Origin of the sequence: Caballeronia sp. LZ034LL, from assembly GCF_031451215.1 — a bacterium.
GTDB lineage: Bacteria > Pseudomonadota > Gammaproteobacteria > Burkholderiales > Burkholderiaceae > Caballeronia.
On the sequence record NZ_JARUXR010000004.1, the window covers coordinates 1,112,011 to 1,136,965 of the forward strand.

A 24,955-nucleotide genomic window follows, 5' to 3' on the forward strand; every position below is an offset into this window, starting at 1 on the left:
TGTTCACTTTTTGTGATCGCCCTGCCGCGAGCCCTGCCGATGGAACTCACCCTCACTCAATTGCGCATGTTCATCGCCGTGGCGGACGCGGGCAGTGTGCGCGCGGCGGCACGGCGGCTCGATGTCGCCCAGAGCGGCGTCACGCAGCACATGCGCAAGCTGGAAGCACAGGCCGGTGGCCCGCTGTTCGAGCGTGACGTGCGCGGCGCGCGCCTGACGCCAATCGGCGAGCGCTTGCGCGTACGCGCCGAACTGATTCTCGGCGAGTGCCGCAAGACCGAAGACGAGATGCGTCAGCTTCAGGGCGATCTGACGGGCCGCGTGGCGCTCGGACTGTCCGCCGAAGCCACGATGCGGCTGTTTCCCGCGTTACTGGAGAGCTATCGCGAGCGCTGCCCGCGCATCGACGTGCACCTGACCAGCGCGACTTCACGGATGCTGACGTCGTGGGTCCGCGAAGGCCGTCTCGACTTCGCGCTTGCGCTGATCGCGCCGGACGCGGACGTTCACGACATGGAAACGACGCCGCTGTTCGAATCGGATGTCGCGGTGATTGCGCGTCGCGATCATCCGCTCGCGCGAGCACGCACGCTCGCCGACCTGCACGACGCACAATGGGTCAGCACGCGGCAACTCAGCGGCGAGACAGCGGGCAACCGGCTGTCCGCGCTCTTCGAAGACGCGCGTTTGCCCGTGCCGAGCATCGCCGCGACGACCGAAGCCGTGTTCGATACGCTGCATTGCATCGCCGCGAGCGATTATCTCGGCCTGGAACCGGCGGGCCTGGCGGCTCACCCGTTCTTTCGCGACCACGTGACCGTGCTCAAGATTGCCGAGCGCGCCGCGAGCACGCCGGTCTGCTTGGTGCGGCGCGCGGGCGTGCCGCTGACGCCCGCCGCCCAAGAACTCGCGACGATGGCGCTGTCGTACTCGCGAATCGCCCGCAAGCGCCGCGCTCAGCGCGACGCGTGACGCGCGCGTGATCCTTTCGATGCCGCCGCGGCATTGGCCCGGCGCGTCGCCCAGCCCTTCTTCGCCGCCGCCGAACGATCCGCAGCCGAACGCCGGCTTGCCGCCGCATGGGTCTGCCGCGACAGCGCCTTGGGCGAGGCGGCCCTCGTGCTCTCCCGCTTCAACGCGCGGGTAGACGCTGCGGAGCGCTTCGCCTTCGACTCGGTACTCGGGCTCTTCTTCGTGCGATGCGCGGCCTTGGTGTCCTGCGCTGCCTTCTTGCGGGTGGCGGCGGAGGTCGTGCTCTTGCTGGGCGCCTTCATCTTGACGCCGGAGCGGCGCGCCTCGGACAGACCGATCGCGATGGCCTGCTTCGCCGACTTCGCGCCGTGCTTGCCTTCGCGAATATGGTCGATCTGCTCCTTCACGAACGCGCCTGCCTGGGTGCTGCCAGACTTGCCTGCACGCTTCGCTTGCGAAGCGCGTGCGAGGGTTTTCTTTTCGGGCATGTCGGACCTCCTCGGGTGAAGTGGAACTGCGCTGAACGGACGAGCAACGCATGTGCCCGCAAACGTTTGTCGCGACATCGCAATCCGACGATGCCCATTACATTTCCTTACCGCCGACACGCACGCCCGGCACTGCGCGGACATGCCAATCGTTTGCGTTGTTGCATCGCGATGACGGCAATCGTTTTCGATCCGCTGACAGCGTCATCGAACTCCGAACCCGGCGTTCGGACCTTTTTCACCAAATAGGTTAAAGCCGCTCAGGGTCACGCCGTTAACGGGCTTATCCATAGCACCCAAGTCGAGTTGAATTAAGGCCTGTTTCGCCTTTTGTTCCAGCGATTGGCCCGGGCCGCCGTGGATATGATCCAAATCGGTAAGCATCCCCTCTGGTACTGCAAGCCCAAATCTCACTCATCAAGGAAAGCAACATGCAGAAATTCATCAAGGCCTTCGTGCGCGACGAGCGTGGCGTCAGCGCCATGGAATACGCAATTCTGGCCGGCATCGTCGTGATCGCGCTGGTCGCCGCAGGCTCGTCGTTCTCGACGGCCATCGGCAACCTCTGGTCGGGCATCACCGGCGCGATGACCAGCTCCACGCCGGGCAGCAAGTAACGCACGGCTCGCACGAGATGACGGAGATCCGGAACAGACTTTCCCGGATCTCCTTCTCTCCCCGACGTTACGTTTCACCTTATGACCTCACCATCGTGCCGACCCTGTCCGTTGTCATCCGTGTCCTCGTCCTCTGCGCCCTTGTCTGGCTCGCGGTGTATGACGTGCGTGCGCGACGCCTGCCGACGAGCATTGTCCTCACGATCGGTGCGCTCTTCTTTGTCGATGCGTTCATCGCGGGCATGCCGCTCGACGATGTCGTGTCGCACCTCACGCTCGCTGTCATCGTCTTCCTCGTGTGCGCGGTGCTGTTCATTGCCCGCATGCTCGGCGGCGGCGACGCCAAGCTCGCTTCAGTCATTTTCCTGTGGGTGGGATTCGGTCTCTCGCTGGCCACGCTGACGCTCATCTCCGTGATCGGCACTGTCGTGTCGCTCGTGAGCCTCGCGACCCGCAACATGAATCCGGCCCAACGTTTCATGCCGCTGCGCGCACTGGCGATGTTTTCCGCCGCGCGCGGGGTTCCCTACGGCGTAGCCCTCGCTGCCGGCGGCGGCCTCGTCATCGTGCTGCCTGCCCTGCTGCATTTCATTTCGACGCGATAGGACGGCGTCCCTATGTCCAACATCATCAAATTTGCCGTGTTGCTGGTCGGCGCGCTGCTGATCGCGCTCATCGTGCGGGTCGTGCTCGCGAGCGCCTCGCGTTCGTCGACGCCGGTCGTCACGACCCAGAAGGTGCTGGTCAGCGCCGCGGCCCTGCCGCAGGGCCTGCTGCTGCGCGACGAAGATCTCGCGTGGAAGCAGATTGAAAAGGCGCAGACGCCGCCCAACGCCATCATCTCCGGCGACACCAACGCGCCCGACCTGAAAGGCGCGCTCCTGCGTCATCCGGTCGAAAGCGGCGCGGTGCTGGTCGCCGACGACGTCTTCCTGCCGAGCGCGCCGGGCTTTCTCGCCGCGACGCTCAAGCCGGACATGCGCGCGGTGTCGGTGGCCGTCGACGACGTCTCCGGCAACGCGGGCCTCATCCAGCCGGGCGACTACGTGGACCTGCTGCTGACCCAGCAAATGGAACGCCGCACCGAGTCGCCGGATCTCGCGGTATCGAGCGAAACCGTGGTCGAGCATGTGCGCGTGCTGGCCGTGGGATCGGAGATCAAGCGTCCCAAGAATTCCGGCGACGGCGACGTCGCCATCAGCCGCGCCCGCACCGTGACGCTCGAAGTCACGCCACGCATGGGCGAGGTCGTTGCGGTTGCCGCGCGCCTGGGCAGCCTGTCGCTCGCGCTGCGCAGCTTCGCCACCGTGCGCCGCGATCCGGGCTCGCCCGCGTCGGCCCCGGCGGCCGAAGTGCGTGCGCCCATCTGGGCCGGCGACATCTCGCGCGCCGTGCGCGAACTGCCGCGCCAGCGCACCGCGCCGAGCGGCGCACCGAGCGCCGCCCCGGCCCAGCCGCGCGTCGTGACCATCTATCGCGGTTCGGAGAAGTCCGACACGGCGAGCGTCGCGCAGGCAGGCGGCGGTCAGGGCGTGCCGCCCTTGCCGACCGTGCCCGAACAACGATAACGCCATGCCCAGGTTCGAAAGCGTGTCATCGCCAGGATTCACATTCATGAAAATGCAGTTCAGTTCGAGTCGCACCGCCCGCGCGCAAGCCGTGTCGATCGCCATGGTCGCCGCAGCGCTGGCGGGCGTCAGCGTCGGGGCACAGACGGCGCGCGCCGCACAGCCGGCGAGGCTGGCGCCGGCCTACGGCGCGCAGCCGGGCATGACGGAATCGTCGCTGCAGGGTTCCCTGACGCTCGACGCCGGCAAGGGCACGATGCTGCAACTGGGCGAGAACGTGACCTCGGTGTTCGTGGCCGACCCGACCATCGCCGACGTGCACGTGCCGTCGCCGCGCGCCGTGTTCGTGCTCGGCAAGAAGACCGGCACGACGACGCTCTACATCATCGGCGCGAACAACAAGCCGCTCGCGCAGCGCACGGTGGTCGTGTCGCGCGACATGATCTCGCTGCGCAGCATGCTGGCCGCGCGTTTCCCGAACTCGAACATCCAGGTCGGCACGAGCCAGGGCTCGCTGCAGATCTCCGGCCAGGTGCCGACCGCCGCCGATGCCGACGCCGTGGTCCAGGCGGTGTCGCCGTATCTCGCCGAGCGCGAAGTGCTGGTCAACCGCATGACGGTGGACCGTCCGTTGCAGGTGCAACTGCGCGTGCGCATCACGGAAGTGGACCGCAACGTCACGCAGCAGCTCGGCATCAACTGGCAGGCGATGGGCAACGCCGCCGGCAACTTCTATAGCGGCCTGTTCAGCGGCCGCTCGATCTACAACCTGAGCCAGCCGATCACGAGCGCCAACGGCAGCGTGACCTACCCGGTCAACCTGCCGAGCAACAACGCCTATTCGATCCTCGGCGGCTTCAAGACGAACAACGTAGACATCCGCGCGCTCGTCGATGCGCTGAACCAGGAAGGTCTCTTGACCGTGCTGGCCGAGCCGAACCTCGTCGCGCTGTCGGGCCAGACCGCGAGCTTCCTCGCCGGCGGCGAGTTCCCGATTCCGGTGTCGCAGACCAACGGCGCGATCAGCGTGGAATTCAAGCAGTTCGGCGTCAAGCTCGACTTCACGCCGACCGTGCTGTCGGACCGGCGCATCAGCCTGAAGGTGCGCCCGGAAGTCAGCCAGATCGACACGACCGCGAGCGTCACCACCGGCGGCATCACTGTGCCGGGTCTTTCGGTGCGGCGCGCCGACACCACCGTGGAACTGGCGAGCGGCCAGAGCTTCGCGATCGGCGGGCTGCTGCAGAGCAACACTAGCGACGTGGTTTCGCAGGTTCCCGGCCTCGGTTCGATTCCGGTGCTCGGCAAGCTGTTCTCGTCGACCAACTACCAGAACAACAAGACCGAGCTCGTCATCATGGTCACGCCGTACCTGGTCGAGCCGACCGATCCGGGCCGGCTGCGCACGCCGCTCGATTCGCTGATCTCGCCGTCGAGCGATGTCGAGTACAGCTTCCGGCGCCAGAACGGCGGCGCACCGGCGCAGGCCGGACAGCCGCGACTTGTCGGCGCGGCCGGCTACGTCTATTGAGCCCGTCATGAAACACACACGACTGCCTTCCCTTCTCATCGCCGGCGTGTTCGCCGTCGCCGCGAGCGGCTGCTTCAAGCCGCCGCGCAACATGCCGAACGAAACGGTGATCGGCTACGACGGCACCCACGCCGTGCCGCCGGACTGCGACAGCCTCGCGCGCCCCTCGCTGCTGACCGACGCCGGCATTCGCCGTCCGAGCATGCAATGGGGCTGCGCGACCTACACCAACCTGGCCGCCCAGCTTGCGCGCCCCGAAGACGGGGTCCATCCGCAAACGCTCGACGGCGCGAATGCCGCGGTGGCGGCGGGCGCGGTGCGGCGCTACGAAACCGGCAAGGTGATTCCGCTCGACAAATCGACGTCGCGCGACAGCAAGTGATGCAACGCAAAACAGCCAAAGGCAGACCAGGCCAGCCATGAGCACAGAGCTTTCCTTTTCGAAGTCCAAGTCGAGCGCGCGTAACGCCGACTTCATCGCCTTCGTGTCCGATCGCAAGACGGAGCAGATCGTGAAGAGCTTCGTGCTCGAACAGGCGATGCCGCACGCGCATATCGTCGTGGGCAGCGTGGACGACGCCATCGCGCATCTGGCCCGCGTGGACCGCGCGCCGCTCTTCCTGCTGGTGGACCTGCAGGAATCCGTGATGCCGCTCTCCGACCTCGGCCGTCTCGCCGAAGTGTGCGAGCCCTCGGTGCAGGTGGTGGCGCTCGGCGAGCGCAATGACGTCGGCCTGTTCCGCAGCCTGCTCAAGATCGGCGTGCGCGACTATCTCGTCAAGCCGATCACCGTCGAGCTGCTCAAGCGCACGGTGAACGTCTCCGAAGGCAAGGTCAGCCCGGTGATGCTGGCGCGCGCCGGCAAGACCATCGCGTTCACGGGATCGCGCGGCGGCGTCGGCGTCACGACGCTGGCGCTCAACGTGGCGCGGCACCTGTCCGAAGACACGCACCGCCGCGTCGCCTATGTCGATCTGAACCTGCACGGCGGCGCCGCCAACTCGATGCTCGGCCTGCAAAGCAACAACGGCCTCGTCGACGTGCTCCAGAACGTGCACCGTCTCGATCCGCAATACGTCGAGCGCACGCTCGTTGCCAAGGGCAGCCGTCTCTTCATGCTCTCGGCGGAACTCGAATACGGCGCCGCGCGGCCGTTCGGCGCGGGCGCGCTGCCGCGCGTGCTCGAACTGCTGTGCGACAGCTTCCACTACGTGATTCTGGACATCGGTCCGATGAACGACGCGCTCGCCCAGGAAGCGCTCGATCATGCCGCGCGCGTCTACCTGATCGCCGACCGCTCGGTGCACTCGACCCGCGAAACGATTCGCCTGCTGCGCCACATCGAGGACCGCGACAACAATCCGCCGACCTCGCTGCTGGTCAACAACCCGAATGCCGTCACGGGCGGCAAGGTGCAGATGAACGATTTCATGGCCGCGATCGGCCGCAACGTGCTGTATGAAATTCCCTTCGAGGCCAGGTCGCTCGCCACCGCCGAGAATCTCGGCGAAGCGCCGAAGGACAAGACCGCGAACGGCTTCAACCAGATGATCACGCGCATCGGCGGCGACCTGACCGGTCAGCAGATGAACGCCGAGCGCTCGTTCTTCCAGAAGCTCAGGCTCAGGAGAGGCTGATGTTCGGACAGAAACAGGTTCCCCGTCCGGCGCCCGACGCGGACGCGGCGCCCGGCGCCGAAGCCGCGGTCGCGGCCATCGCCCCGGCGCCCGCTCCGCCGCCGCCGCCGCGCCCGCACGCGCCGGAAGGCAACGACGTGCTCGTGCGCTCGGACCTGTTCAAGATGATCCGCACCGGCGTGTTCGCCTCGATGAATCCATCGGCGGCGGTCGGCAAGACGCGCGAGCAGATGAAGCCGGGCGTCGAACAGCTCGTGCTCGAAGTCGCGGAGCGCGAGCGGCTCAACATCACGATCTCGGAACAGGCGCAGATCGTCGGCGAACTGCTGAACGACATGTTCGGCCTCGGTCCGATCGAACCGCTGCTCGCCGACGACACCATCACCGACGTGCTGGTCAACGGCCCCGATCAGGTCTGGGTGGAACGGCACGGCCGTCTCGAACTCACCAACTGCAAGTTCCGCGACAACACCCACGTGACCAACGTGGCGCAGCGCATTGCCGCGGGCGTGGGCCGTCGCGTCGATGAAAGCAGCCCGATGGTCGATGCCCGTCTCGCCGACGGCAGCCGGGTGAACGTCGTGCTGCCGCCGCTCGCGATCCACGGCGCCTCAATCTCCATCCGGAAGTTTTCCAAGCGAAACATCACGCTGCATCGCATGTCGCAGCAAGGCAACCTCTCCTCCGCGATGGCCACCGTGCTCAAGCTCGCGAGCACCTGCCGCCTCAATATCATTGTGTCGGGCGGCACGGGCTCGGGCAAGACGACGCTGCTCAACGCGCTGTCGCACTTCATCGGCCATGGCGAACGCACGGTGACGATCGAGGACGCGGCCGAACTCCAGCTCGTGCAGCCGCACGTGGTCAGCCTCGAAACCCGGCCCGAGAATGCCGAAGGACTGGGCGCGGTCACTCAGCGCGATCTCGTGCGCAACGCGCTGCGGATGCGTCCTGACCGCATCATCCTCGGCGAAACCCGCGGCTCCGAAGCCTTCGACGTGCTGCAGGCCATGAACACGGGCCACGACGGCTCGATGACCACGATCCACGCGAACACGCCGCGCGACGGCATCACGCGTCTCGAATCCATGGTGATGATGGCGAACGGCAACCTGCCGCTGCTGTCGATCCGCCGGCAGATTGCCAGCGCAGTGCACATGATCGTGCAGATCGAACGGATGCGCGACGGCATGCGCCGCGTCACGCGCATCACCGAACTGGTGGGCATGGAAGGCGACGTGATCATCACGCAGGACCTGTTCGCGTTTCATTACGACGCGAGCGCCTACAGCGAGGAAGTCAAGGGCGTGTTCGAAACGGGTTCGGTGCGGCCCGCGTTCGCTGCCCGCGCCGCTTACTACGGCCTCGAAGACGCGCTGCTGGAGGCGATGCGCCCATGAGCCGCGTCGACCTGCTCACCTTCGGCGCGTTCGCGGTCGTCCTGCTGGCCGGCATCATGATGCTGGTGCTCCAGGACATGCGCAAGCAGCAGCCCGACGCGCGCATCCAGGCCCGCGTGAAGGCGGATTTTCCCGCTACGGGCCAGCACGTCCGCGACGCGCGCCACGACGTTTCCGATCTCTTCACCGTCAGCCGCAACGACAATGTGATCTCGCGCTGGTTCGGCCCGAAGATAGCGCGCCTCAAGACCGTGGCGGGCGCACGCGGCTTGCGCATCGTCATCATCACGGCGGTCGTGGCCGAGATCGTCGCGCTGCTGATGTCGAATCTCCTGCCGCTGCCCGCGCTCGCCAAGCCTGCGTTGCTCGCCGGCCTGCCGCTGCTCGGCGCGGTGCAGTCGTACCGCTTTCTCGTCGAGCGCTTCAAGCGACGCTTCCTCGAAGGCTTCCCCGATCTGATCGACCTGATCGTGCGCGCGGTGCGCGCGGGCGTGCCGGTCACGCACGTGATGGGCGTCGCCTCCAACGAGTGCGCCGAGCCGCTGAAGAGCGAGTTCAAGCTGATGGGCGACGCGCTGAAGGTGGGCCTCGATCTCGAAGAAGTGCTGGACACGGCGGTGCTGCGCATCGGCATTGCGGACTTCTCGTTCTTCTGCGTCTGCCTGCTGCTGCAACGCGAGACCGGCGGCCAGCTCGGCGAAACGCTCGAAAACCTCGCGGGCATCGTGCGCCGGCGCCGCGAGATTCGCCAGAAGACCCGCGCGCTCACCGGCGAAGCGCGCATCACGACGAAGATTCTCGCCTCCGTGCCGTTCGTCATCCTGGGCAGCATGTTCCTGCTCAATCGCGCCTATCTGATGGTGCTGTTCGATACCTCGACCGGCCAGAAAGTGCTGATGGCCGCCGCCACATGCCTGGTGATCGGATTGAGCGTCGTTCACAAGATGTCGAAACTGGATACCGCGCGATGAGCCAGGCGAACCTCGAAAACCTCATCAACCTGCTGATGCTGCTCGCGCTCGTCATGGCGATCCTCGTCTGGTGGGCAACCAAGCATGGCGGCCAGCGCGGCCGCATCGCCGAGCGCACGCGCCAGGCGGCCGTCGTACAGCGCAACGAAAGTACCCTGGCCGCCGAGGAAGACGACGACGACAGCTTCAGGACGCGCGTGCTGCATCGTCTGGCGCGGCTCGGCGACCGGCTGCCGTTGTTCGACGCCAAGTATCGCGCCAAGCTGCGCAAGCAGATGATCCGCAGCGGCTATCGCAGCCAGTCGGCGGTGTCGACCCTGCTGGCGGTGAAGTTCGTCGTCGGGCTGATCTGCGCCGCGTTCACCGTGATGCTCGGCTCGCGTATCCCGGTCGTGGGCGGCTATCCCGCCGTGCGCGGCATCATGATGCTGCTCGTGTTCGTGGTCGGCATGATCCTGCCGGAATACGTGCTCGCGTTCTTCGCGTCGCGCCGCCGCAAGGCCATGGCTTCGTGCCTGCCCGACTCGCTCGACCTGCTCGTGATCTGCACCAACGCGGGCAACAGCCTGGGCGTCTCGATCCGCCGCGTGTCCGATGAAATGAAGACCATCTGCCCGCCGCTGTCGAGCGAATTCAAGCTGACCGCCGACGAACTCAAGCTCTCCGGCGACAGCGCACGCGCACTGCAGGCGCTGGCGGACCGCATCGACCTGCCGTCGATCCGCGCGCTCATCTCGACGCTCACGCAGTCGATGCGCTACGGCACCCCGATCACCCAGGCGCTGCGCACGCTGTCGCATACCGAGCGGCTCGCGCACATCGTCTCGCTCGAAGAAAAGGCCGCCAAGCTCGCTCCCAAGATGGCCGTGCCGATGATGATCTTCATTCTTCCCGCCGTGATGCTCATTGCCGCGGGCCCGGCCGTCATTCAACTCATGAGCGTGTTTGCAACGCGATGAATACCCGAACCATTCCACTTCGCGGCATGCGCCGCTTCGGCGCGGCGCTCTGCTGCGTCGCCATCGCGGGCGCGCTGGGCGCCTGCACGACCACCCGCCAGACGGTCGATACCCGTCCCATCACGCGCAACTCCGCGCCGACCACGATGAGCGAACTGCGCATCGCGGACACGGCGCTCGAGTCGGGCAACATGGAACTCGCGACTTCGCTGTACGAAAAGGCGGTGCAGGCCGATCCCCATTCGATCGCCGGCCTCACCGGACTCGGCAATACGCTGTATGCGGTGGGCGACTTCACGCGCGCGGGCGTCTACTACGATCGCGCCAGCCGGGTGGACGGCAACGCGGCCGCGCCGCTGATGGGCCTCGCCCGCGTGGCGATGCGCCAGCGCCGCTTCGACGACGCGATCACGACCTACCGGCGCCTGCTCGTCATCACGCCCGACGAGCCGCTGGCGTCCGCCGGCCTCGGCGCGGCCTATGACATGAAGGGCGATCACGCGGCGGCGCAGGCCGTGCTGCGCACCGCGCTGAAGAAGAATGTCGGCGATCCGCTGATTTCCGTGAACCTCGGCCTCTCGCTGACCCTCGGCGGCGATCCGCGCGAAGGCGCGAACGTGCTGCTCGACGTGACGCGCTTTCCCGCCGCGCCGCCGCAGGCCCGCCAGGATCTCGCGCTCGCCTACGGCCTGATGGGCAACCGCGAGGCCGCCGCCGAAATCCTGTCGCGCGATCTGCCCAAGGCGTCGGTCGAGGACAACCTGCGTTACTACGACCTGCAGCGCGAACTGATGTCGCAGCGCACGTCGGCCGTCTCGTCGTCGCAGCCGGGCGCGCCCGCCGCCATCCCGACGGCGCAGGTGCAGACCACCCGCCTCAAATGAAAGCCCTGGCGCGCCAATTTCTGCGTGACGAGCGCGGCATCGCATCGATCGAGTTCGCGGTCGTTGCGTTCATCTCGGTCATTCTCATCGTCGGCACGGTGGAACTGGCGCTGGAGATGATCGTCGATGCCACCGTGCAGATGGCGGCCCAGGAAGCGTCGCGCGTCGGCCTGACGACCACGGCGCCCGCCACCGGCACGCGCCAGACCGCGGCGCAGGCGACCATCGACCAGATGCTCGGCGGCTGGAAGAAGATTGGCGCGACGGTGTCGATCACCGAACTGAACTACGGCACCTACGGCAACCTCGGCAGCTCGACCTACAAGCCGACCTCCGACATGGGCGGCTACGGCGACGTCATCGCCTACAACATCCAGCTCAAGATGCCCGGCATCACCGGCATCCCGAAGATGTTCGGCATCAACGAGCTGACGTTCGAGCGCAACTACATCGTGCAGAACGAAAAATGATCACGCTCACCGGAACATGGCGCGCCCTGGCGGCGAAACTGCGCGGACTGCTGCGCTCGGAGCGCGGCAGCGTATCCATCGAATTCGTCATCATCGTGCCGATGATGCTGCTCGTGATGCTCGGCTTCACCGAGGTCTACATGTACATGCGCGCGGTCAGCGCGGTGGACCGTACGGCCTTCACGCTGGCCAACTCCATCGGCCAGATGACCTCGATCATCGCCGACAGCACCGACACCACCGACGCCAACAGCTACGGCTCCATCTGGCAGGACGCGCTGCTGCTCGCGGCGCCCTATGAGCTGAAGGCGAACGGCATGGTGTACGTCTCGTTCGTGTGCGATCCGGATTCGTCGAGCAAGTGCAAGAACATCGACACGACCATGACCAACGCCACGCCCAAGATCCAGTGGACCGCCTATCCGACCTCGTGGACCAACACGAAGAGCACGCTGCCCTCGCGCGTGACGAGTGCGTCCCCGCTGCCGAGCACCTGGCCGTTCCGCACCGGCGATTCGGCCATCATCGTGGAAGTGTTCCTGACCTACAACCCGTTCCTGATGACCTCGCATTTCATGTCCGGACTGCCGGGCCAGCAGACCGTGTATCGCCGCGTGTACGTCCGGCCGCGCGCCGCGCGCGCCTTCTATTGACGCTTGCGAGGCCAGGTACGCACATGACAAGCCAGCAGCGCACATTCAGCACACGCTCAGTCGCGGCGCGCATCCGCGCGTGGCGGGCACGGCTCCAGGCGGGCGATGCCGGCGCCGTCGCCATGCTCTTCGCAATGTGCGGGAGCATGATGATCGGCTCCATGTGCATGGCGCTCGATGCCATCGACTACGCGATGACGCAGGGCCGCATGCAGATGGCGCTCGACGCGGCCACGCTCTCCTCGGGCGCGAACCTGCAACGCTACGGCTCGCCCACTGGCACGAACCTGCAATCGTGGCAGAAGGATGCGCGCGCGTACTACGACGCCAACAATCCCGCCGGCATGATGGGCTTCAGCATGCCGGATGCGAGCTTCAGCGCGACCCTGACCGGCGCGCCCGCCACGGGACAGACCATTGCGCTGTCCGCGTCCGGATCGCTGCCGCTGCTCGCGCCGAAGTTTCTCAGCACGAAGGCCAATAACTCGACCGGCGGCAGCGGCGGCGGCGGCACGACCACGCCGGACACGTCCACCGTCTCGGCCAGCAATACGGCGCTGCGCATGCCGCAGAGCACCCTCGAACTCGTGATGGTGCTGGACAACACCGGCTCGATGAAGGACCCGGCCAACGGCGTCAGCGGCGCCACCAAGATGAGCGGCCTCCAGACCGCGGCGAACTCGCTGATCGGCGATCTGTTGCCGTCCGGCACGAGCAGCTCGACCAACAAGAACTACATCGGACTGGTGCCGTTCGCGAGCACGGTCAACACGACCGGCGCGCTGCCCGCGACCGGCAGCTGGCTGAGCACGACGCTGCCCACGTACAACACGTCGAACATCTCGACGAGCACGTGGAACGGCTGCGTCATCGAGCCGCGCACCAACAACTACCTCTCGCCCGAAGCCTACTCGCCGACCGACACGCGCAAGTTCCAGCGCTATTACTACAACGTCCCGAGCAGCAAGCTGAAGATGATCACCTACAGTCCGAGCAGCCGCTACCGGACCTGTAACACGAACGGTTCGACCACCACGACCAGTTCGTCCGTGCCGGTAACGCTCGGCTCATCGGGGGCGGCCAATCAATGCTCCTATCCGTCGACGGGACAGGGCACCGGCATCGGCTATCAGTTCGACCAGACCAACAGCAGCGGCCAGACGCTCACCCAGAACTCGGGCTGCCTCGGCACGTCGATGACCTTCCTGACGCAGAGTTCGAGCACGCTGACCGCCGCCGTCAAGAAGATGACGCCTTCCGGCTCGACCATCATTCCGGTGGGCCTGCTGTGGGGCTGGCGCATGCTGGAACCGTCGTGGTCGCAGAACGTGGCCGGCACCAAGAACGGCTGGACTTCCACCGACCCGAGCCTGCCCAAGCCCACCGACGGCACCGTCCAGAACCTCCAGCGCGTGATGATCGTGCTGACGGACGGCCAGAACCAGATCGGCGCGGCGGGGTCGATTCCGAACACGCTGTACTTCAATGGTCTCTCGGGCGTAGGCACCAACAGCCTGGCCGCGCCCACGGTGCTGCGGGCCGACAACACAAAGATGACCAATGCGCTCACTGATTCGTCCGAACTGCACGGCGGTGACCCGGTCGACGACTCCAGCGGCAACGGCGCGGGCTATCCCGACGACGCCAACTCGTACCAGCAGGCCATCTGCACGGCGATCAAGGCGCAAGGCATCACGATCTACGCCATCACCTTCGGCGCGTCGGCGTCGAGTTCGAGCGCGCGGGTCAACATGCAGACGTGCGCGAGTCCGGGCAACTACTATCACGCCCCCGACAACACGACGCTCGACAACATCTTCCAGCAGATCGCCGGCAATCTGGGCGTGCTGCGCCTGACCCAGTGACGCTCTACCGCTCCGGTTCGCCGGAGCGTTTCCGGCCGCGCTCGAACGCCGGCATCTCGATATCACTGCCCGCCGAACGCAGATCCTCCCGCGCTTCCTGCGCAAGCTTCTCGTAACGCTTGCGGAACACCGCGAGTTCCTTCTCGTCGAGTTCCTCCAGATCCAGCAGCGCGTTGTGCGCGCGGTCCATCGCGCGGATCAGCTCGTCGAGCTTGATCTGCATGGCGGCGGTATCGCGGTTCTGCGTGTTCTGGATCAGGAACACCATCAGGAACGTGACGATGGTCGTCGACGTATTGATGACGAGCTGCCAGGTATCGCTGAAATGGAACATCGGGCCCGAGATGGCCCAGACGATCACCAGCACGACCGCAATGACAAAGGTCGATGCGTGGCCCGCCACCTGCGCGAGCGCATTCGAGAATCGCAGAAACCATGAGGTCTTCATTCGGCGTCTCCTGAGTCGTTGGCGGACGCGGTGTCCACGCACGACTTAGAATAGCGCTCGTGAACACCCAGCCCACTCCCATCGATTTCTACGCGCCTTCCGAGATCGTCGCGCAACGCCTGATCGGCGCGATCGTGACGGTGGACGGCGTCGGCGGCCGCATCGTCGAGACGGAAGCCTACGACCGCGAAGATCCCGCGTCACATACCTTCTCCGGCCCGACGCCGCGCAATGCAGCAATGTTCGGGCCGCCCGCGCATGTGTATGTCTATCGCTCGTACGGGATCCACTGGTGCATGAACTTCGTGTGCCGCGAACCGGGCCACGGCGCGGGCGTGCTGATCCGCGCCATCGAACCGCTGACCGGCCTCCATGCCATGCGCCAGCGGCGCGGGCTCGAACCCGTGAAGCTGCTCTGCTCGGGACCGGGACGCCTCGCGCAGGCGCTCGCCATCACGCACCGGAACAACGGCATGTCGCTGTTCGAGCCGCCGTTTCATATCGAGCCGCCCGAGGAAGACTTTCCCATCGTGAGCGGCCCGCGCATCGGCCTGACCAAGGCCGTCGACGTGCCCTGGCGCTTCGGGCTCGCCGGGTCGAAATTCGTCAGCAAGCCCTTTCCGAAGTCCTGACGCGTTACTCCGCCGGACGCAGCTTCTTCACCTCGGCGTCCGAGGGCTGGACGCTCGCGCCATCCACATAGCGGAACGAGGTCATCACGCCCTTGCCGTCCTTCTGCCCCGTCACGCCCACATACGCGCCCATGGTCGACTGGTTGTCCTGCGGACGATACGTGATGGGCCCGAACGGCGTGTTCACCGGCAGGCCCTTGAAGGCAGCGGCGAGCTTGTCGGCATCGGGCGAACCGGCTCTTCTCAGGCCGTTGGCAATCGACATCATCGCCGTGTAGCCGACCACCGAGCCGAGCCGCGGATAGTCGTGATATTTCGCCTCATAGGCCGCGACGAACTTCTTGTTCTCGGGCGTATCGATCGAATACCACGGATAACCCGTCACGATCCAGCCGACCGGCGCTTCCTTGCCCAGCGGATCGAGATAGTCGGGCTCGCCCGTCAGCAGCGACACCACCGCCCGGTCCTTGAACAGACCGCGCGTATTGCCCTCGCGCACGAACTTGCCCAGGTCCGCGCTGAACAGCACGTTGAAGATGGCGTCGGGCTTCGCGTCGGCGAGCGCCTGCGTCACCGCGCCGGCGTCCACGTTGCCGAGCGGCGTCGCCTGTTCCGTGACGAACTCGACGTCCGGCTGCGCGGCCTTCAGCAGCCGCTTGAAGGTCGCCACCGCGGACTGCCCGTACTCGTAGTTCGGGTACACCAGCGCCCAGCGCTTCTTGTGGAGCTTCGCCGCTTCGGGCACCAGCATCGCGACCTGCATGTAGGTGGACGGCCGCAGGCGATACGTGTACTTGTTGCCGTCCTGCCAGACGATCTTGTCCGTCAGCGGTTCCGCCGCCAGGAAGAAGATGCGCCGCTGCTTCGCGTAGTCGGCGAGCGCGAGGCCCGTGTTCGACAGATAGCCGCCGAACAACAGCTTCACTTGCTCGCGCGTAACGAGTTCCTGCGCGACGCGCACCGTGTCGCCCGGGTTGCCGTTGTCGTCGCGCGAAACGACTTCCAGCTTGTTGCCGTTGACGCCGCCCGTCGCGTTGATCTCGTCCAGCGCGAGATTCCAGCCGTTCCTGTAGGGCATGAGAAACGCTGGCTGAGCCTTGTAGCTGTTGATCTCGCCGATCTTGATGGTATCGGCGCGCGCGGCGCCGATACTCGCGGCAAGCACCGCCGTCGCGGCAAGCGTCAGGCGCAGCGGGATGCCCGCACGAATCGTCATGGATGCCTCTCCTCTTTTGAATAAGCGGTTCGGGCGGATGGGGTCATACGCCCAGGAATTCACGGCGCGCGGCGTCGTCGCGCGCGAATGCGTTCATCGCGCCGGTATGGCGCACCTGGCCTCGTTCGAGCACATAGACGCGGTCGCTGACCAGCTCCGCGAAGTGCAGGTTCTGCTCGGACAACAGAATGGCGAGGCCTTCTCGCTTCAACGTCAGGATCATGTCGGCCATCTGTTCGACGATCACCGGCGCCACGCCTTCCGATGGTTCGTCGAGCAGCACCAGACGCGGATTGCCCATCAGCGTGCGCGACACCGTAAGCATCTGCTGTTCGCCGCCGCTCATGCGGCTCGCGCGGCGCTCGCGCATTTCGCCGAGATTCGGAAACACGTGGAACAGCTTCTCAGGTGTCCAGCGCGGGGCGCCTTCGCGCGGCGGCTGACGTCCGGTATCGAGATTCTCCATCACGGTCAGATCGCCGAACACGCGGCGGTCTTCCGGCACGTAGCCCAGCCCTTTGCGCGCGATCCGGTGCGGCGCCATGCCGGCGATGTCCTCGCCCATGAACGAGACCGCCCCCGACACACGCGGCAACAAGCCCATCACGGCCTTCATCGTGGTGGACTTGCCCGCGCCGTTGCGGCCCATCAGCGCGACGACCTCGCCACGCGCCACTTCGAAGCCGACGTCGAAAAGAATCTGCGCGCGGCCGTAGAACGCATTCAGTCCGGCAACTTTCAGCAGACTCATGCCGATTCCCCGCGCGGCGAGAACGATGCCCCTGTGCCGAGATACACTTCGCGCACGCGGGCATCGTTACGGATGGTGGCGGCGTCGCCCTGCGCGATCAGACGGCCGCGCGCCAGCACGATCAGCCGGTCGGCATGCGCAAAGACCACGTCCATGCTGTGCTCCGTGAACAGCACGCCGATCATGCGCTCCTTCGCGAGCCGGGCGGTCAGCGCCATCAGCGCGTTGCGTTCCTGCGGCGCCATGCCGGCGGTGGGCTCGTCCATCAGCAGCAGCTTCGGACCGTGCGCCAGCGCAATCGCCAGTTCCACGCGCTTCACATCGCCATACGCCAGCACCGCGCAGCTGCGCCGCGCATGCCCGGCCATGCCGACGAGATCGAGCAGGTCCAGCGCGTCCTGCTCGCGCCACGACGCCACCCGGCCGAACGGACTGAACAGGCGGCGCTCGTGCGACAGCAGCGCCATCTGCACGTTCTCGAGCACGGTCATCGAGTTGAAGGTCGCGGCGATCTGGAACGTGCGACCCACGCCGCGCCGCCAGATCTCGCGTGGCCGCAGGCCGGCGATGTCGTGGCCGTTGAAACGGATCGCGCCCGAGGTCGGTTTCAGCTGGCCGTTGATCATGTTGAAGCAGGTGGACTTGCCCGCGCCGTTCGGGCCGATCAGCGCAAGAAGCTGGCCTGCTTCAAGGTCGAAGGAGACGTCGTCCACGGCCTTGACGCCGTCGAAGGATTTCGAAAGATGCGCGACGCTCAAGAGGGTCATGATGCATCCCTCGCGAAGCGCTCGCGCACGAAGCCCGCGATGCCCTGCGGAAACGCGATCACCAGCAGCAGGATGGCCGCGCCGAGCAGCGCCTGCCAGTAGTCGGTCTGGCGCGCGACCGTGTCCTGCAGCCACGTGAACACGCTCGCGCCGACGAGCGGTCCGGCGAGCGTCTGGATGCCGCCCAGCAGGACCATCACGAGGCCGTCCACCGAGCGCCCGACGCTGATGACCTCGGGCGAGATATTGCCCTTCGAGAATGCATACAGCGATCCCGCGAAGCCGCACACGAGCGCGGCAGCGACGAACGCCGCCCATTGCACGCGCGCCACGTTCACGCCGATGGCTTCGGCGCGCAACGGCGAATCGCGGCCCGCGCGCATCGCGAAGCCGAGCGGCGCGAACAGCATGCGGCGCAACAGCCACACGCCGAGCACCGCGAAACCGAGCGTCAGGTAATAGAACGCCACCGGCGACGACAGCCACGGCGCCGGCCAGATGCCGAGGATGCCGTTGCTGCCGCCCGTCACCGCATCCCACTGGAACACCACGGACCAGACGATCTGCGCGAACGCGAGCGTGAGCATCGCGAGATAGACGCCCGACAGCCGCACGCAAAACCAGCCGAAGACCAGCGCGCCGATGACCGCGAGCAACGGGCCGAGCACGAGCGCGAGTTCCATCGGCAGCGCGAACAGCTTGAGGACGAGCGCCGCGCCATATGCACCGAGTCCGAAGTACGCCGCGTGCCCGAACGAATGCATGCCGCCCGGGCCCATGATGAAGTGCAGGCTCGCGGCGAACAGCACGGCGATCATGATCTCGACGAAGAGCACCGGCATGTAGGGGAAAGCATCGGCGGCGAGCGGCGCGGCGGCCAGCGCGAGCACCACGGCAGCGGCGGCCAGCTTCATCGCTCGCGTGGCGGGCACGAGCGGCCGCTCGGCGGGCGCGGCCGACCGCGCGACGCTTGAAGGACGTCCGAACAGCCCCCACGGACGCAGCACCAGCACCACCGCCATCACGACGAACTCCGCCACCAGCGTGAACTTCGACAGCGAGAAGTCGATGCCCGCAATCGACACATGGCCGATACCGATGCACAGCGCCTTGATCTCGGCGATCAGCAGCGCCGCGACGAACGCGCCCGGAATCGAACCCATGCCGCCGACCACGACGACCACGAACGCATTGCCGATGGTGTCGAGGTCCAGCGACAGGTTCGCCGACATGCGCGGCGCCTGCAACGCGCCGCCGAGGCCGGCGAGCATCGCGCCGACACAGAACACGCCGGTGAAGAGCCACGCCTGGTTGACGCCGAGCGCGCCGAGCATTTCCCGGTCCGCGCTCGCCGCGCGCACGAGCGTGCCCCAGCGCGTGCGCGTGAGCGCATACCAGAGCGCGAGCAGCACCAGCGGACCGATCACGATCAACGCGAGGTCATAAGTAGGCAGCGCGTGACCCAGCCATTGCACGGCGCCTTCGAGATGCGGCGCACGCGGGCCGAACAGGTCTTCCGGGCCCCAGAGCCACAGTGCGGCGTCGCGGATGATGAGCACCAGCGCGAACGTGGCGAGCAGGTGGAACAGTTCGGGCGCGCGGTAGATGCGCCTCAGCACCGTCACCTCGATCGCCGCGCCCAGCAAGCCGACCGCCAGCGCCGCGCCGGCGAGCGAGGCCCAGAATCCCGCGACGCTCGCGCCGAAGCGGCTCGTGAGGCTGTACGCGAGATACACGCCGAGCATGTACAGCGAGCCATGCGCGAAGTTGACGATGCGTGTGACGCCGAAGATCAGCGAGAGACCCGAGGCGACGAGAAACAGCGCGCAGGCGTCGGCGAGGCCATTGACGAGTTGGACGAGCAGGTTCGAGAGCATCAGGCTCGATGACGAAGGGCGAAGGGCCGATGACGGACAAAAGAGCCGACATTATCGATGAATTGTGCAACGACGCCCGCGCGAAGCAAAAATCCGTCGCCATGGACGAATGGAAAACCGGGGTTGACGGCATGCATGGCTCGTATATGCTCGCTGTAGGGTCATCGTCAGCCTGGCGACGGCGCCTGACTCAACTCGCTCAATGAGTGTCATCGTGAAAGTCCAAAGCCCTCTGGCACGCCGGCCCTCGCGCCGCGCCTGCACCGATCGCTGCGGCATGCTTCCCGACTGCCGCTTCCTGTCGGATCTCACCGCCCTGTCCCGCCGCGGCGTGCGGCGGCGCAATGCCATTGCCGCGCGCGCGTTCATCGCCGTGCATTGCGTCGGCGCGGCCTCGCTGCTGCCGTAGCGCCTCTCTCCTTCCCCTTCTGACTGACCTTGGCTGACTTTAGCTGACCGCACCGCACGCGGAACCCGCGCGCGTCGTTGCCTTGCGCGCTCGCGATGCTTCGCGAGCGCCGGGGACGCGTGCGCCCTGAATCTACGAGAGCACACTCATGGACCGCATCGACGAATTCCTGCGACACCATCACATCACCGAAGTAGAGGCAATCATTCCCGACATGGCGGGCACCGCGCGCGGCAAGATCATTCCGCGCAGCAAGTTCGAGTCGGGCGAGCCGATGCGCCTGCCGCAAGCCGTGATGCTGCAGACCGTGACGGGCGATTACCCCGAGACCGGCATCACCGGCGTCACCGATCCCGACATGATCTGCGTACCCGATCCCGACACGATCCGCCTGATTCCCTGGGCCGCCGATCCGACTGCGCAGGTGATCCACGATTGCGTGCATTTCGACGGCACGCCGGTCGCCATTTCGCCGCGGCGCGTGCTGCGCCAGGTGCTGCAGCAGTTCGCGGCAAAGGGCTGGCGTCCGGTGGTCGCGCCCGAACTGGAGTTCTTTCTCGTCGACATGAACCGCGACCCGGACCTGCCGCTCAAGCCACCGGTCGGCCGGACCGGGCGCGCGGAAACCGGACGCCAGGCGTATTCCATCGATGCCGTCAACGAATTCGATCCGCTCTTCGAGGACATCTACGAGTATTGCGAAGTGCAGGAACTGGAGGTGGACACGCTGATCCACGAAGTCGGCGCGGCGCAGATGGAAATCAACTTCATGCATGGCGACGCATTGAATCTCGCGGACCGCGTGTTCCTCTTCAAGCGCACGGTGCGCGAGGCGGCGCTGCGTCATCAGATGTACGCCACCTTCATGGCCAAGCCGATGGAAAACGAACCCGGCTCGGCCATGCACGTGCATCAGAGCATCGTCGACGCGGACACCGGCCGCAATCTCTTCTCCGGCCGCGACGGCGAACCCACCGGCCTGTTCTATAGCTATATCGCCGGCTTGCAGAAGTACACGCCCGCGCTGATGCCCATTTTTGCGCCCTACATCAATTCGTATCGGCGGCTGTCGCGCTTCATGGCCGCACCGATCAACGTGCAATGGGGCTACGACAACCGCACCGTGGGCTTTCGCGTGCCGCATGCCGCACCGCAGGCGCGGCGCGTCGAGAACCGCATTCCCGGCGTGGACTGCAATCCTTATCTGGCGATGGCCGCCACGCTCGCGGCGGGTTATCTCGGCATGACGCAGCATCTGGAGCCCACCGCGCCGCTCGCGAGCGACGGCTATCGCCAGCCGTATCAGCTGCCGCGCAATCTCGACGAAGGCCTCGCGCTGATGGGCGCATGCCAGCCGCTGGCGGAACTGCTCGGCGAAACCTTCGTGCGCGCGTATCTCGCGCTGAAAGAAACCGAGAACGAAGCGTTTTTCCGTGTCATCAGTTCATGGGAACGCAAGCATCTGTTGCTGCACGTCTGACTCAGGGAGACAACGACATGAACGATCGTATCGACTGGACCGCTCACTATCAGGCGCTCGACGCCGCGCATCACCTGCATCCGTTTTCCGACATGGGCGCGCTCAATCGCACAGGCAGCCGCGTGATCGTGCACGGCGAAGGCGTGTATCTGCGGGATTCGGAAGGCGTGCGCATCATCGACGGCATGGCGGGGCTGTGGTGCGTGAACCTCGGCTATGGACGGCAGGAACTCATCGATGCCGCCTGCCGGCAGATGCACGAACTGCCCTACTACAACACCTTCTTCAAGACGACGCATCCGCCGGTGGCGGAACTGTCGGCGTTGCTCGCGGAACTGCTGCCCACGCGCTTCAATCGCTTCCTGTACTGCAACAGCGGCTCCGAAGCGAACGACACCGCATTGCGTGCCGTGCATCGCTACTGGGCCGTGCAGGGCAAGCCGGAGAAGCGGCATGTGATCGCGCGCCACAACGCGTATCACGGCTCGACCATCGCGGCCGCGACGCTCGGCGGCATGACCGGCATGCACGAGCAGATGCTGTCGAAGCTCGAACATGTTGCGCACATCGGCCAGCCTTACTGGTTCGGCGAAGGCGGCACGATGGACCCGCACGACTTCGGCCTCGAATGCGCGCGCCAGCTCGAAGCGAAGATTCTCGAACTCGGCGCGGACAAGGTCGCGGCGTTCATCGGCGAACCGTTCCAGGGCGCGGGCGGCGTGATCTTTCCGCCCGCGAGCTACTGGCCGGAAATCCAGCGCATCTGCCGCGAACATGACGTGCTGCTGATCGCCGATGAAGTGATCGGCGGCTTCGGGCGCACCGGCGAATGGTTTGCGCATGAGCACTTCGGCTTCGAGCCGGATGTCATCACGATGGCCAAGGGCATCACGAGCGGCTACGTGCCGATGGGCGCCGTCGCGCTCTCCGATGCCATCGCGGACGCGATCATCGAGGGCGGCGAGTTCAATCACGGCTTCACGTATTCTGGCCATCCGCTCGCGGCCGCGGTGGCCGTGACGAATCTGAACCTGTTGCGCGACGAGGGCATCGTGACGCGCGTCAGGCACGATACCGGGCCCTATTTCCAGCGGTGCCTGAGAGAGGCGCTCGCGCATCATCCGATCGTCGGCGAGATTGCGGGAACGGGACTCGTCGCGGGCATTCAGCTCGCGGAAGATCCGGCCACGCGCAAGCGTTTCGACATTACCGATGCCATCGGCACGCTATGCCGCGACTTCTCCTTCGAAGGCAATCTCGTCATGCGCGCGAGCGACGACCGCATGTTGCTCTCGCCGCCGCTGGTGGTCACGCATGCAGAGATCGACGAGATCGTGCAGAAGGCGCGCGCTGCCATCGACGCGACTGCACAAGCCATCAGGCGCGCCGCTTGACGAAGTAGTCCGCCGCCATGTGCCGGAAGGCCGTGACGGCGGGATTGTCCTGATCCGTGCGCCACGCCATGCTCATTTCCGCGTGAACGGTATGGCCCGCGATTTCCCTGAACGCCACGTTGTCGTAGTGAAAGCGCTGCGACGATGCCGGCAGGATCGACACGCCCAGACCCGCGCGCACGAGCGAGAGTATGGTCGGCGTCTGGTCGATGTATTGCGTGAATTGCGGCGCCACGTCCTCGGCCGCGAGGAGGCCCATGATGCGGTCGTGGAAGTATTTGCCATGCGCGGGCGAGTGCATGATGAACGCCTGCTCGTGCAGTTGCCTGAGTTCAAGCTGTGCGAAGGCGCACAGTGCGTGTCCGGCGGGCAACGCGACGATCATCGGCTCGCGCTCGACCAGCATGAACTCCACTTTCTGCCGCGACGGCAGCGGCCGCAGAAAACCCAGGTCGATGGCATTGGCCTCGAAGCCCTCGATCTGCGCCACCGAGATCATCTCCAGCAACACGACATCGATATCCGGCAAGTGCTGCTTCGCCGCGACGAGCAGTCCCGGAATCAGCTCGTAACCCGCTGCGCCGGTGAACGCGATGCGCACCCGCCCCGTCTTGCCGGTGCTGGCGCGCCGCACGGTGCTCTCGGCCTGTTCGGAGAGATTCAGCAGACGCGTGGCGTCGGCGAGGAACACGCGGCCTTCCGTGGTCAGCCTGACTGTGCGGCCGATGCGTTCGAACAGCTGCACGCCCAGGTTCTCTTCGAGCAGATGAATCTGCCGGGAAAGCGGCGGCTGCGTCATGTTGAGCAACGCAGCGGCGCGCCTGAAGTTCAGTTCGGTCGCCGCAGCGACGAAGCAACGTACTTGTCCGAGATCGAGCATTCGTCATCGACGTTGATGGAGGTGCCGATCATTATAGGTTCGTCGCGGCGCAGCTCATGCGCGCATCAGGTCGTCAGGCTGCCTTCCGGGCGCTGGCCCGCCAGTGCCTGCGCGAGACTCGCAAGCACCATCTCGCCCATCGCCGTGCGCGATTCCACCGTTGCACTCGCGCGATGCGCCTGCAATACGACGCGCTCGCTCGCCAGCAAGGCGGCCGGCACGTTGGGCTCGTCGACGAACACATCGAGGCCCGCGCCTGCAATCGCGCCGCTTGCCAGCGCGTCGCACAGGTCGCTCTCCACCACGAGCTTGCCGCGCGCGATGTTGATCAGATAACCGTCCTTGCCCAGCGCATCGAGCACGGCGGCGTTCACGATGCCCTGCGCCTTGTCCGCAGCCGCGGCGAGCACCAGGATGTCGCTGGTCCGCGCCAGCGACAGCAAGTCCGGCACATAGGCATACGCGACGTCGTTCATCTCTCGCACGTCGGTATAGGCAATCGGACAGCCGAAGGCTTCGGCGCGTTGCGCGATCGCGCGGCCGACCTTGCCGAGGCCCACGATGCCCACGCGCTTGCCGCTGAAACGGCGCGACAGCGGAATCGCCGCGGGGCTCGGATTGGCGGGCCACTTGCCGGTCTTGACGAAGTCGTGGCCGGAGCAGATCTCGCGCAGCACCGTGAGGATCAGTCCGATGGCGAGATCGGCGACGTCTTCGGTCAGCGCGCCGAAGGTGCCCGTCACCGGCAGGCCGCGCGAACGCGCGAAGGCGAGATCGACGGCATCGGTGCCGACACCGTTCACCGCGATCACCTGCAAACCCGGCAGGCGTTCGATCATGTCGTTCGAAATGCCCGTATGACCGCCGGTAATCACGCCGCGAATCGCTGCGCCGTGCTCACGGATATAGGCTTCCTTGTCGTCCTGCTCGTAGAGCCGGTGCATGACGTAGAGCGCATCGAGCTTCTGGTTGATCGCGGGAACGAGGATGGGATTGAGTTGCAGAATATGCGGCTTCATGTGATGCGCTTCCTCTCATTCGATGACCGATGTGGAGCGCATCATGCGTGCTTTGCGCGCACGCGTC

General features: G+C 66.0%; 28 protein-coding genes. 19 read left to right on the top strand and 9 right to left on the bottom strand.

Annotation, left to right across the window (positions count from 1 at the left end; all coding sequences use genetic code 11):
- Nucleotides 1-39 precede the first annotated feature (39 nt).
- Nucleotides 40-972, top strand: a complete 933-nt coding sequence (locus QCE83_RS32500; RefSeq protein WP_309820671.1) for a LysR substrate-binding domain-containing protein — start codon at nucleotides 40-42, stop codon at nucleotides 970-972.
- Here the strand turns inward: QCE83_RS32500 and QCE83_RS32505 are convergent.
- Nucleotides 957-1,460 carry a DUF6496 domain-containing protein gene (locus QCE83_RS32505; RefSeq protein ID WP_309820673.1) on the bottom strand — a complete coding sequence of 168 codons (504 nt, stop codon included), beginning with the start codon at nucleotides 1,458-1,460 and terminating at the stop codon, nucleotides 957-959. The genes QCE83_RS32500 and QCE83_RS32505 overlap by 16 nt on opposite strands.
- Before the next feature lie 204 nt (nucleotides 1,461-1,664).
- Nucleotides 1,665-1,844: a hypothetical protein gene (locus QCE83_RS32510; protein ID WP_309820674.1), complete on the bottom strand. Its 180-nt coding sequence runs from the start codon at nucleotides 1,842-1,844 to the stop codon at nucleotides 1,665-1,667.
- A 47-nt stretch (nucleotides 1,845-1,891) separates the two neighbouring features.
- Between QCE83_RS32510 and QCE83_RS32515 the strand changes: the two genes are divergently transcribed.
- From QCE83_RS32515 to QCE83_RS32575, 13 genes are all read left to right on the top strand, one after another.
- Nucleotides 1,892-2,077 (top strand): Flp family type IVb pilin, encoded by a 186-nt coding sequence (locus tag QCE83_RS32515; protein ID WP_309820676.1) that lies wholly within the window; start codon nucleotides 1,892-1,894, stop codon nucleotides 2,075-2,077.
- Between the two features lie 95 nt (nucleotides 2,078-2,172).
- Nucleotides 2,173-2,682: a prepilin peptidase gene (locus tag QCE83_RS32520; RefSeq protein WP_309820678.1), complete on the top strand. Its 510-nt coding sequence runs from the start codon at nucleotides 2,173-2,175 to the stop codon at nucleotides 2,680-2,682.
- Between the two features lie 12 nt (nucleotides 2,683-2,694).
- Nucleotides 2,695-3,645: a Flp pilus assembly protein CpaB gene (gene cpaB, locus QCE83_RS32525; protein ID WP_309820679.1), complete on the top strand. Its 951-nt coding sequence runs from the start codon at nucleotides 2,695-2,697 to the stop codon at nucleotides 3,643-3,645.
- 46 nt (nucleotides 3,646-3,691) lie between these two features.
- Nucleotides 3,692-5,176, top strand: coding sequence for a type II and III secretion system protein family protein (locus tag QCE83_RS32530; protein ID WP_309820681.1), 1,485 nt, complete (start codon nucleotides 3,692-3,694; stop codon nucleotides 5,174-5,176).
- A 7-nt stretch (nucleotides 5,177-5,183) separates the two neighbouring features.
- On the top strand, nucleotides 5,184-5,558 hold the full coding sequence (locus tag QCE83_RS32535; protein ID WP_309820683.1) for a CpaD family pilus assembly lipoprotein: 375 nt from the start codon (nucleotides 5,184-5,186) through the stop codon (nucleotides 5,556-5,558).
- Nucleotides 5,559-5,595: 37 nt separating this feature from the next.
- A complete protein-coding gene (locus tag QCE83_RS32540; RefSeq protein ID WP_309820685.1) occupies nucleotides 5,596-6,813 on the top strand; it encodes an AAA family ATPase in 1,218 nt (405 codons plus the stop codon).
- The gene (locus tag QCE83_RS32545; RefSeq protein ID WP_309820687.1) at nucleotides 6,813-8,213 is read left to right on the top strand and encodes a CpaF family protein; all 1,401 of its coding nucleotides are present in this window, start codon (nucleotides 6,813-6,815) and stop codon (nucleotides 8,211-8,213) included. The genes QCE83_RS32540 and QCE83_RS32545 overlap by 1 nt, the downstream gene beginning before the upstream one ends.
- Nucleotides 8,210-9,184: a type II secretion system F family protein gene (locus QCE83_RS32550; protein WP_309820690.1), complete on the top strand. Its 975-nt coding sequence runs from the start codon at nucleotides 8,210-8,212 to the stop codon at nucleotides 9,182-9,184. Before QCE83_RS32545 ends, QCE83_RS32550 begins: the two co-directional genes overlap by 4 nt.
- Nucleotides 9,181-10,143: a type II secretion system F family protein gene (locus QCE83_RS32555; protein WP_309820692.1), complete on the top strand. Its 963-nt coding sequence runs from the start codon at nucleotides 9,181-9,183 to the stop codon at nucleotides 10,141-10,143. Before QCE83_RS32550 ends, QCE83_RS32555 begins: the two co-directional genes overlap by 4 nt.
- On the top strand, nucleotides 10,140-11,027 hold the full coding sequence (locus QCE83_RS32560) for a tetratricopeptide repeat protein (RefSeq protein ID WP_309820694.1): 888 nt from the start codon (nucleotides 10,140-10,142) through the stop codon (nucleotides 11,025-11,027). Before QCE83_RS32555 ends, QCE83_RS32560 begins: the two co-directional genes overlap by 4 nt.
- Nucleotides 11,024-11,497: a pilus assembly protein gene (locus QCE83_RS32565; RefSeq protein ID WP_309820696.1), complete on the top strand. Its 474-nt coding sequence runs from the start codon at nucleotides 11,024-11,026 to the stop codon at nucleotides 11,495-11,497. The genes QCE83_RS32560 and QCE83_RS32565 overlap by 4 nt, the downstream gene beginning before the upstream one ends.
- Nucleotides 11,494-12,150, top strand: coding sequence for a TadE/TadG family type IV pilus assembly protein (locus QCE83_RS32570; protein WP_309820699.1), 657 nt, complete (start codon nucleotides 11,494-11,496; stop codon nucleotides 12,148-12,150). Before QCE83_RS32565 ends, QCE83_RS32570 begins: the two co-directional genes overlap by 4 nt.
- Nucleotides 12,151-12,173: 23 nt before the next feature.
- On the top strand, nucleotides 12,174-14,015 hold the full coding sequence (locus QCE83_RS32575; RefSeq protein ID WP_309820701.1) for a VWA domain-containing protein: 1,842 nt from the start codon (nucleotides 12,174-12,176) through the stop codon (nucleotides 14,013-14,015).
- 4 nt (nucleotides 14,016-14,019) lie between these two features.
- Here the strand turns inward: QCE83_RS32575 and QCE83_RS32580 are convergent, their stop codons facing one another.
- On the bottom strand, nucleotides 14,020-14,463 hold the full coding sequence (locus QCE83_RS32580; RefSeq protein WP_309820703.1) for a low affinity iron permease family protein: 444 nt from the start codon (nucleotides 14,461-14,463) through the stop codon (nucleotides 14,020-14,022).
- 59 nt (nucleotides 14,464-14,522) lie between these two features.
- Between QCE83_RS32580 and QCE83_RS32585 the strand changes: the two genes are divergently transcribed.
- Nucleotides 14,523-15,095: a DNA-3-methyladenine glycosylase gene (locus tag QCE83_RS32585; protein WP_309820705.1), complete on the top strand. Its 573-nt coding sequence runs from the start codon at nucleotides 14,523-14,525 to the stop codon at nucleotides 15,093-15,095.
- Between the two features lie 4 nt (nucleotides 15,096-15,099).
- Here QCE83_RS32585 and QCE83_RS32590 read toward each other — a convergent pair whose 3' ends face one another.
- The 4 genes from QCE83_RS32590 to QCE83_RS32605 are packed head-to-tail and all read right to left on the bottom strand — an operon-like array spanning nucleotide 15,100 to nucleotide 19,706.
- Nucleotides 15,100-16,311, bottom strand: a complete 1,212-nt coding sequence (locus QCE83_RS32590) for an ABC transporter substrate-binding protein (protein ID WP_309820707.1) — start codon at nucleotides 16,309-16,311, stop codon at nucleotides 15,100-15,102.
- Nucleotides 16,312-16,354: 43 nt separating this feature from the next.
- Complete coding sequence (locus QCE83_RS32595) at nucleotides 16,355-17,068, bottom strand: ABC transporter ATP-binding protein (RefSeq protein ID WP_309821204.1); 714 nt, start codon at nucleotides 17,066-17,068, stop codon at nucleotides 16,355-16,357.
- The gene (locus QCE83_RS32600; protein WP_309820709.1) at nucleotides 17,059-17,829 is read right to left on the bottom strand and encodes an ABC transporter ATP-binding protein; all 771 of its coding nucleotides are present in this window, start codon (nucleotides 17,827-17,829) and stop codon (nucleotides 17,059-17,061) included. The genes QCE83_RS32595 and QCE83_RS32600 overlap by 10 nt, the downstream gene beginning before the upstream one ends.
- Entirely contained in the window at nucleotides 17,826-19,706 is a 1,881-nt protein-coding gene (locus tag QCE83_RS32605; RefSeq protein ID WP_309820711.1) for an ABC transporter permease, read from the bottom strand. Before QCE83_RS32605 ends, QCE83_RS32600 begins: the two co-directional genes overlap by 4 nt.
- Nucleotides 19,707-19,714: 8 nt before the next feature.
- On the opposite strand from QCE83_RS32605, the gene QCE83_RS32610 reads away from it, so the two are divergent.
- The 4 genes from QCE83_RS32610 to QCE83_RS32625 all read left to right on the top strand — a co-directional run bounded on the left by QCE83_RS32610 (nucleotide 19,715) and on the right by QCE83_RS32625 (nucleotide 22,989).
- Nucleotides 19,715-19,912: a hypothetical protein gene (locus QCE83_RS32610; RefSeq protein ID WP_309820713.1), complete on the top strand. Its 198-nt coding sequence runs from the start codon at nucleotides 19,715-19,717 to the stop codon at nucleotides 19,910-19,912.
- Between the two features lie 8 nt (nucleotides 19,913-19,920).
- Nucleotides 19,921-20,115, top strand: coding sequence for a hypothetical protein (locus tag QCE83_RS32615; protein WP_309820716.1), 195 nt, complete (start codon nucleotides 19,921-19,923; stop codon nucleotides 20,113-20,115).
- A gap of 148 nt (nucleotides 20,116-20,263) precedes the next feature.
- Nucleotides 20,264-21,595: a glutamine synthetase family protein gene (locus tag QCE83_RS32620; protein ID WP_309820717.1), complete on the top strand. Its 1,332-nt coding sequence runs from the start codon at nucleotides 20,264-20,266 to the stop codon at nucleotides 21,593-21,595.
- A 17-nt stretch (nucleotides 21,596-21,612) separates the two neighbouring features.
- On the top strand, nucleotides 21,613-22,989 hold the full coding sequence (locus QCE83_RS32625) for an aspartate aminotransferase family protein (protein WP_309820720.1): 1,377 nt from the start codon (nucleotides 21,613-21,615) through the stop codon (nucleotides 22,987-22,989).
- Here the strand turns inward: QCE83_RS32625 and QCE83_RS32630 are convergent.
- The gene (locus tag QCE83_RS32630; protein ID WP_309820722.1) at nucleotides 22,973-23,869 is read right to left on the bottom strand and encodes a LysR substrate-binding domain-containing protein; all 897 of its coding nucleotides are present in this window, start codon (nucleotides 23,867-23,869) and stop codon (nucleotides 22,973-22,975) included. The two genes, QCE83_RS32625 and QCE83_RS32630, sit on opposite strands and share 17 nt — an antisense overlap.
- A gap of 65 nt (nucleotides 23,870-23,934) precedes the next feature.
- Entirely contained in the window at nucleotides 23,935-24,888 is a 954-nt protein-coding gene (locus QCE83_RS32635; protein WP_309820725.1) for a 2-hydroxyacid dehydrogenase, read from the bottom strand.
- Between the last annotated feature and the right edge of the window lie 67 nt (nucleotides 24,889-24,955).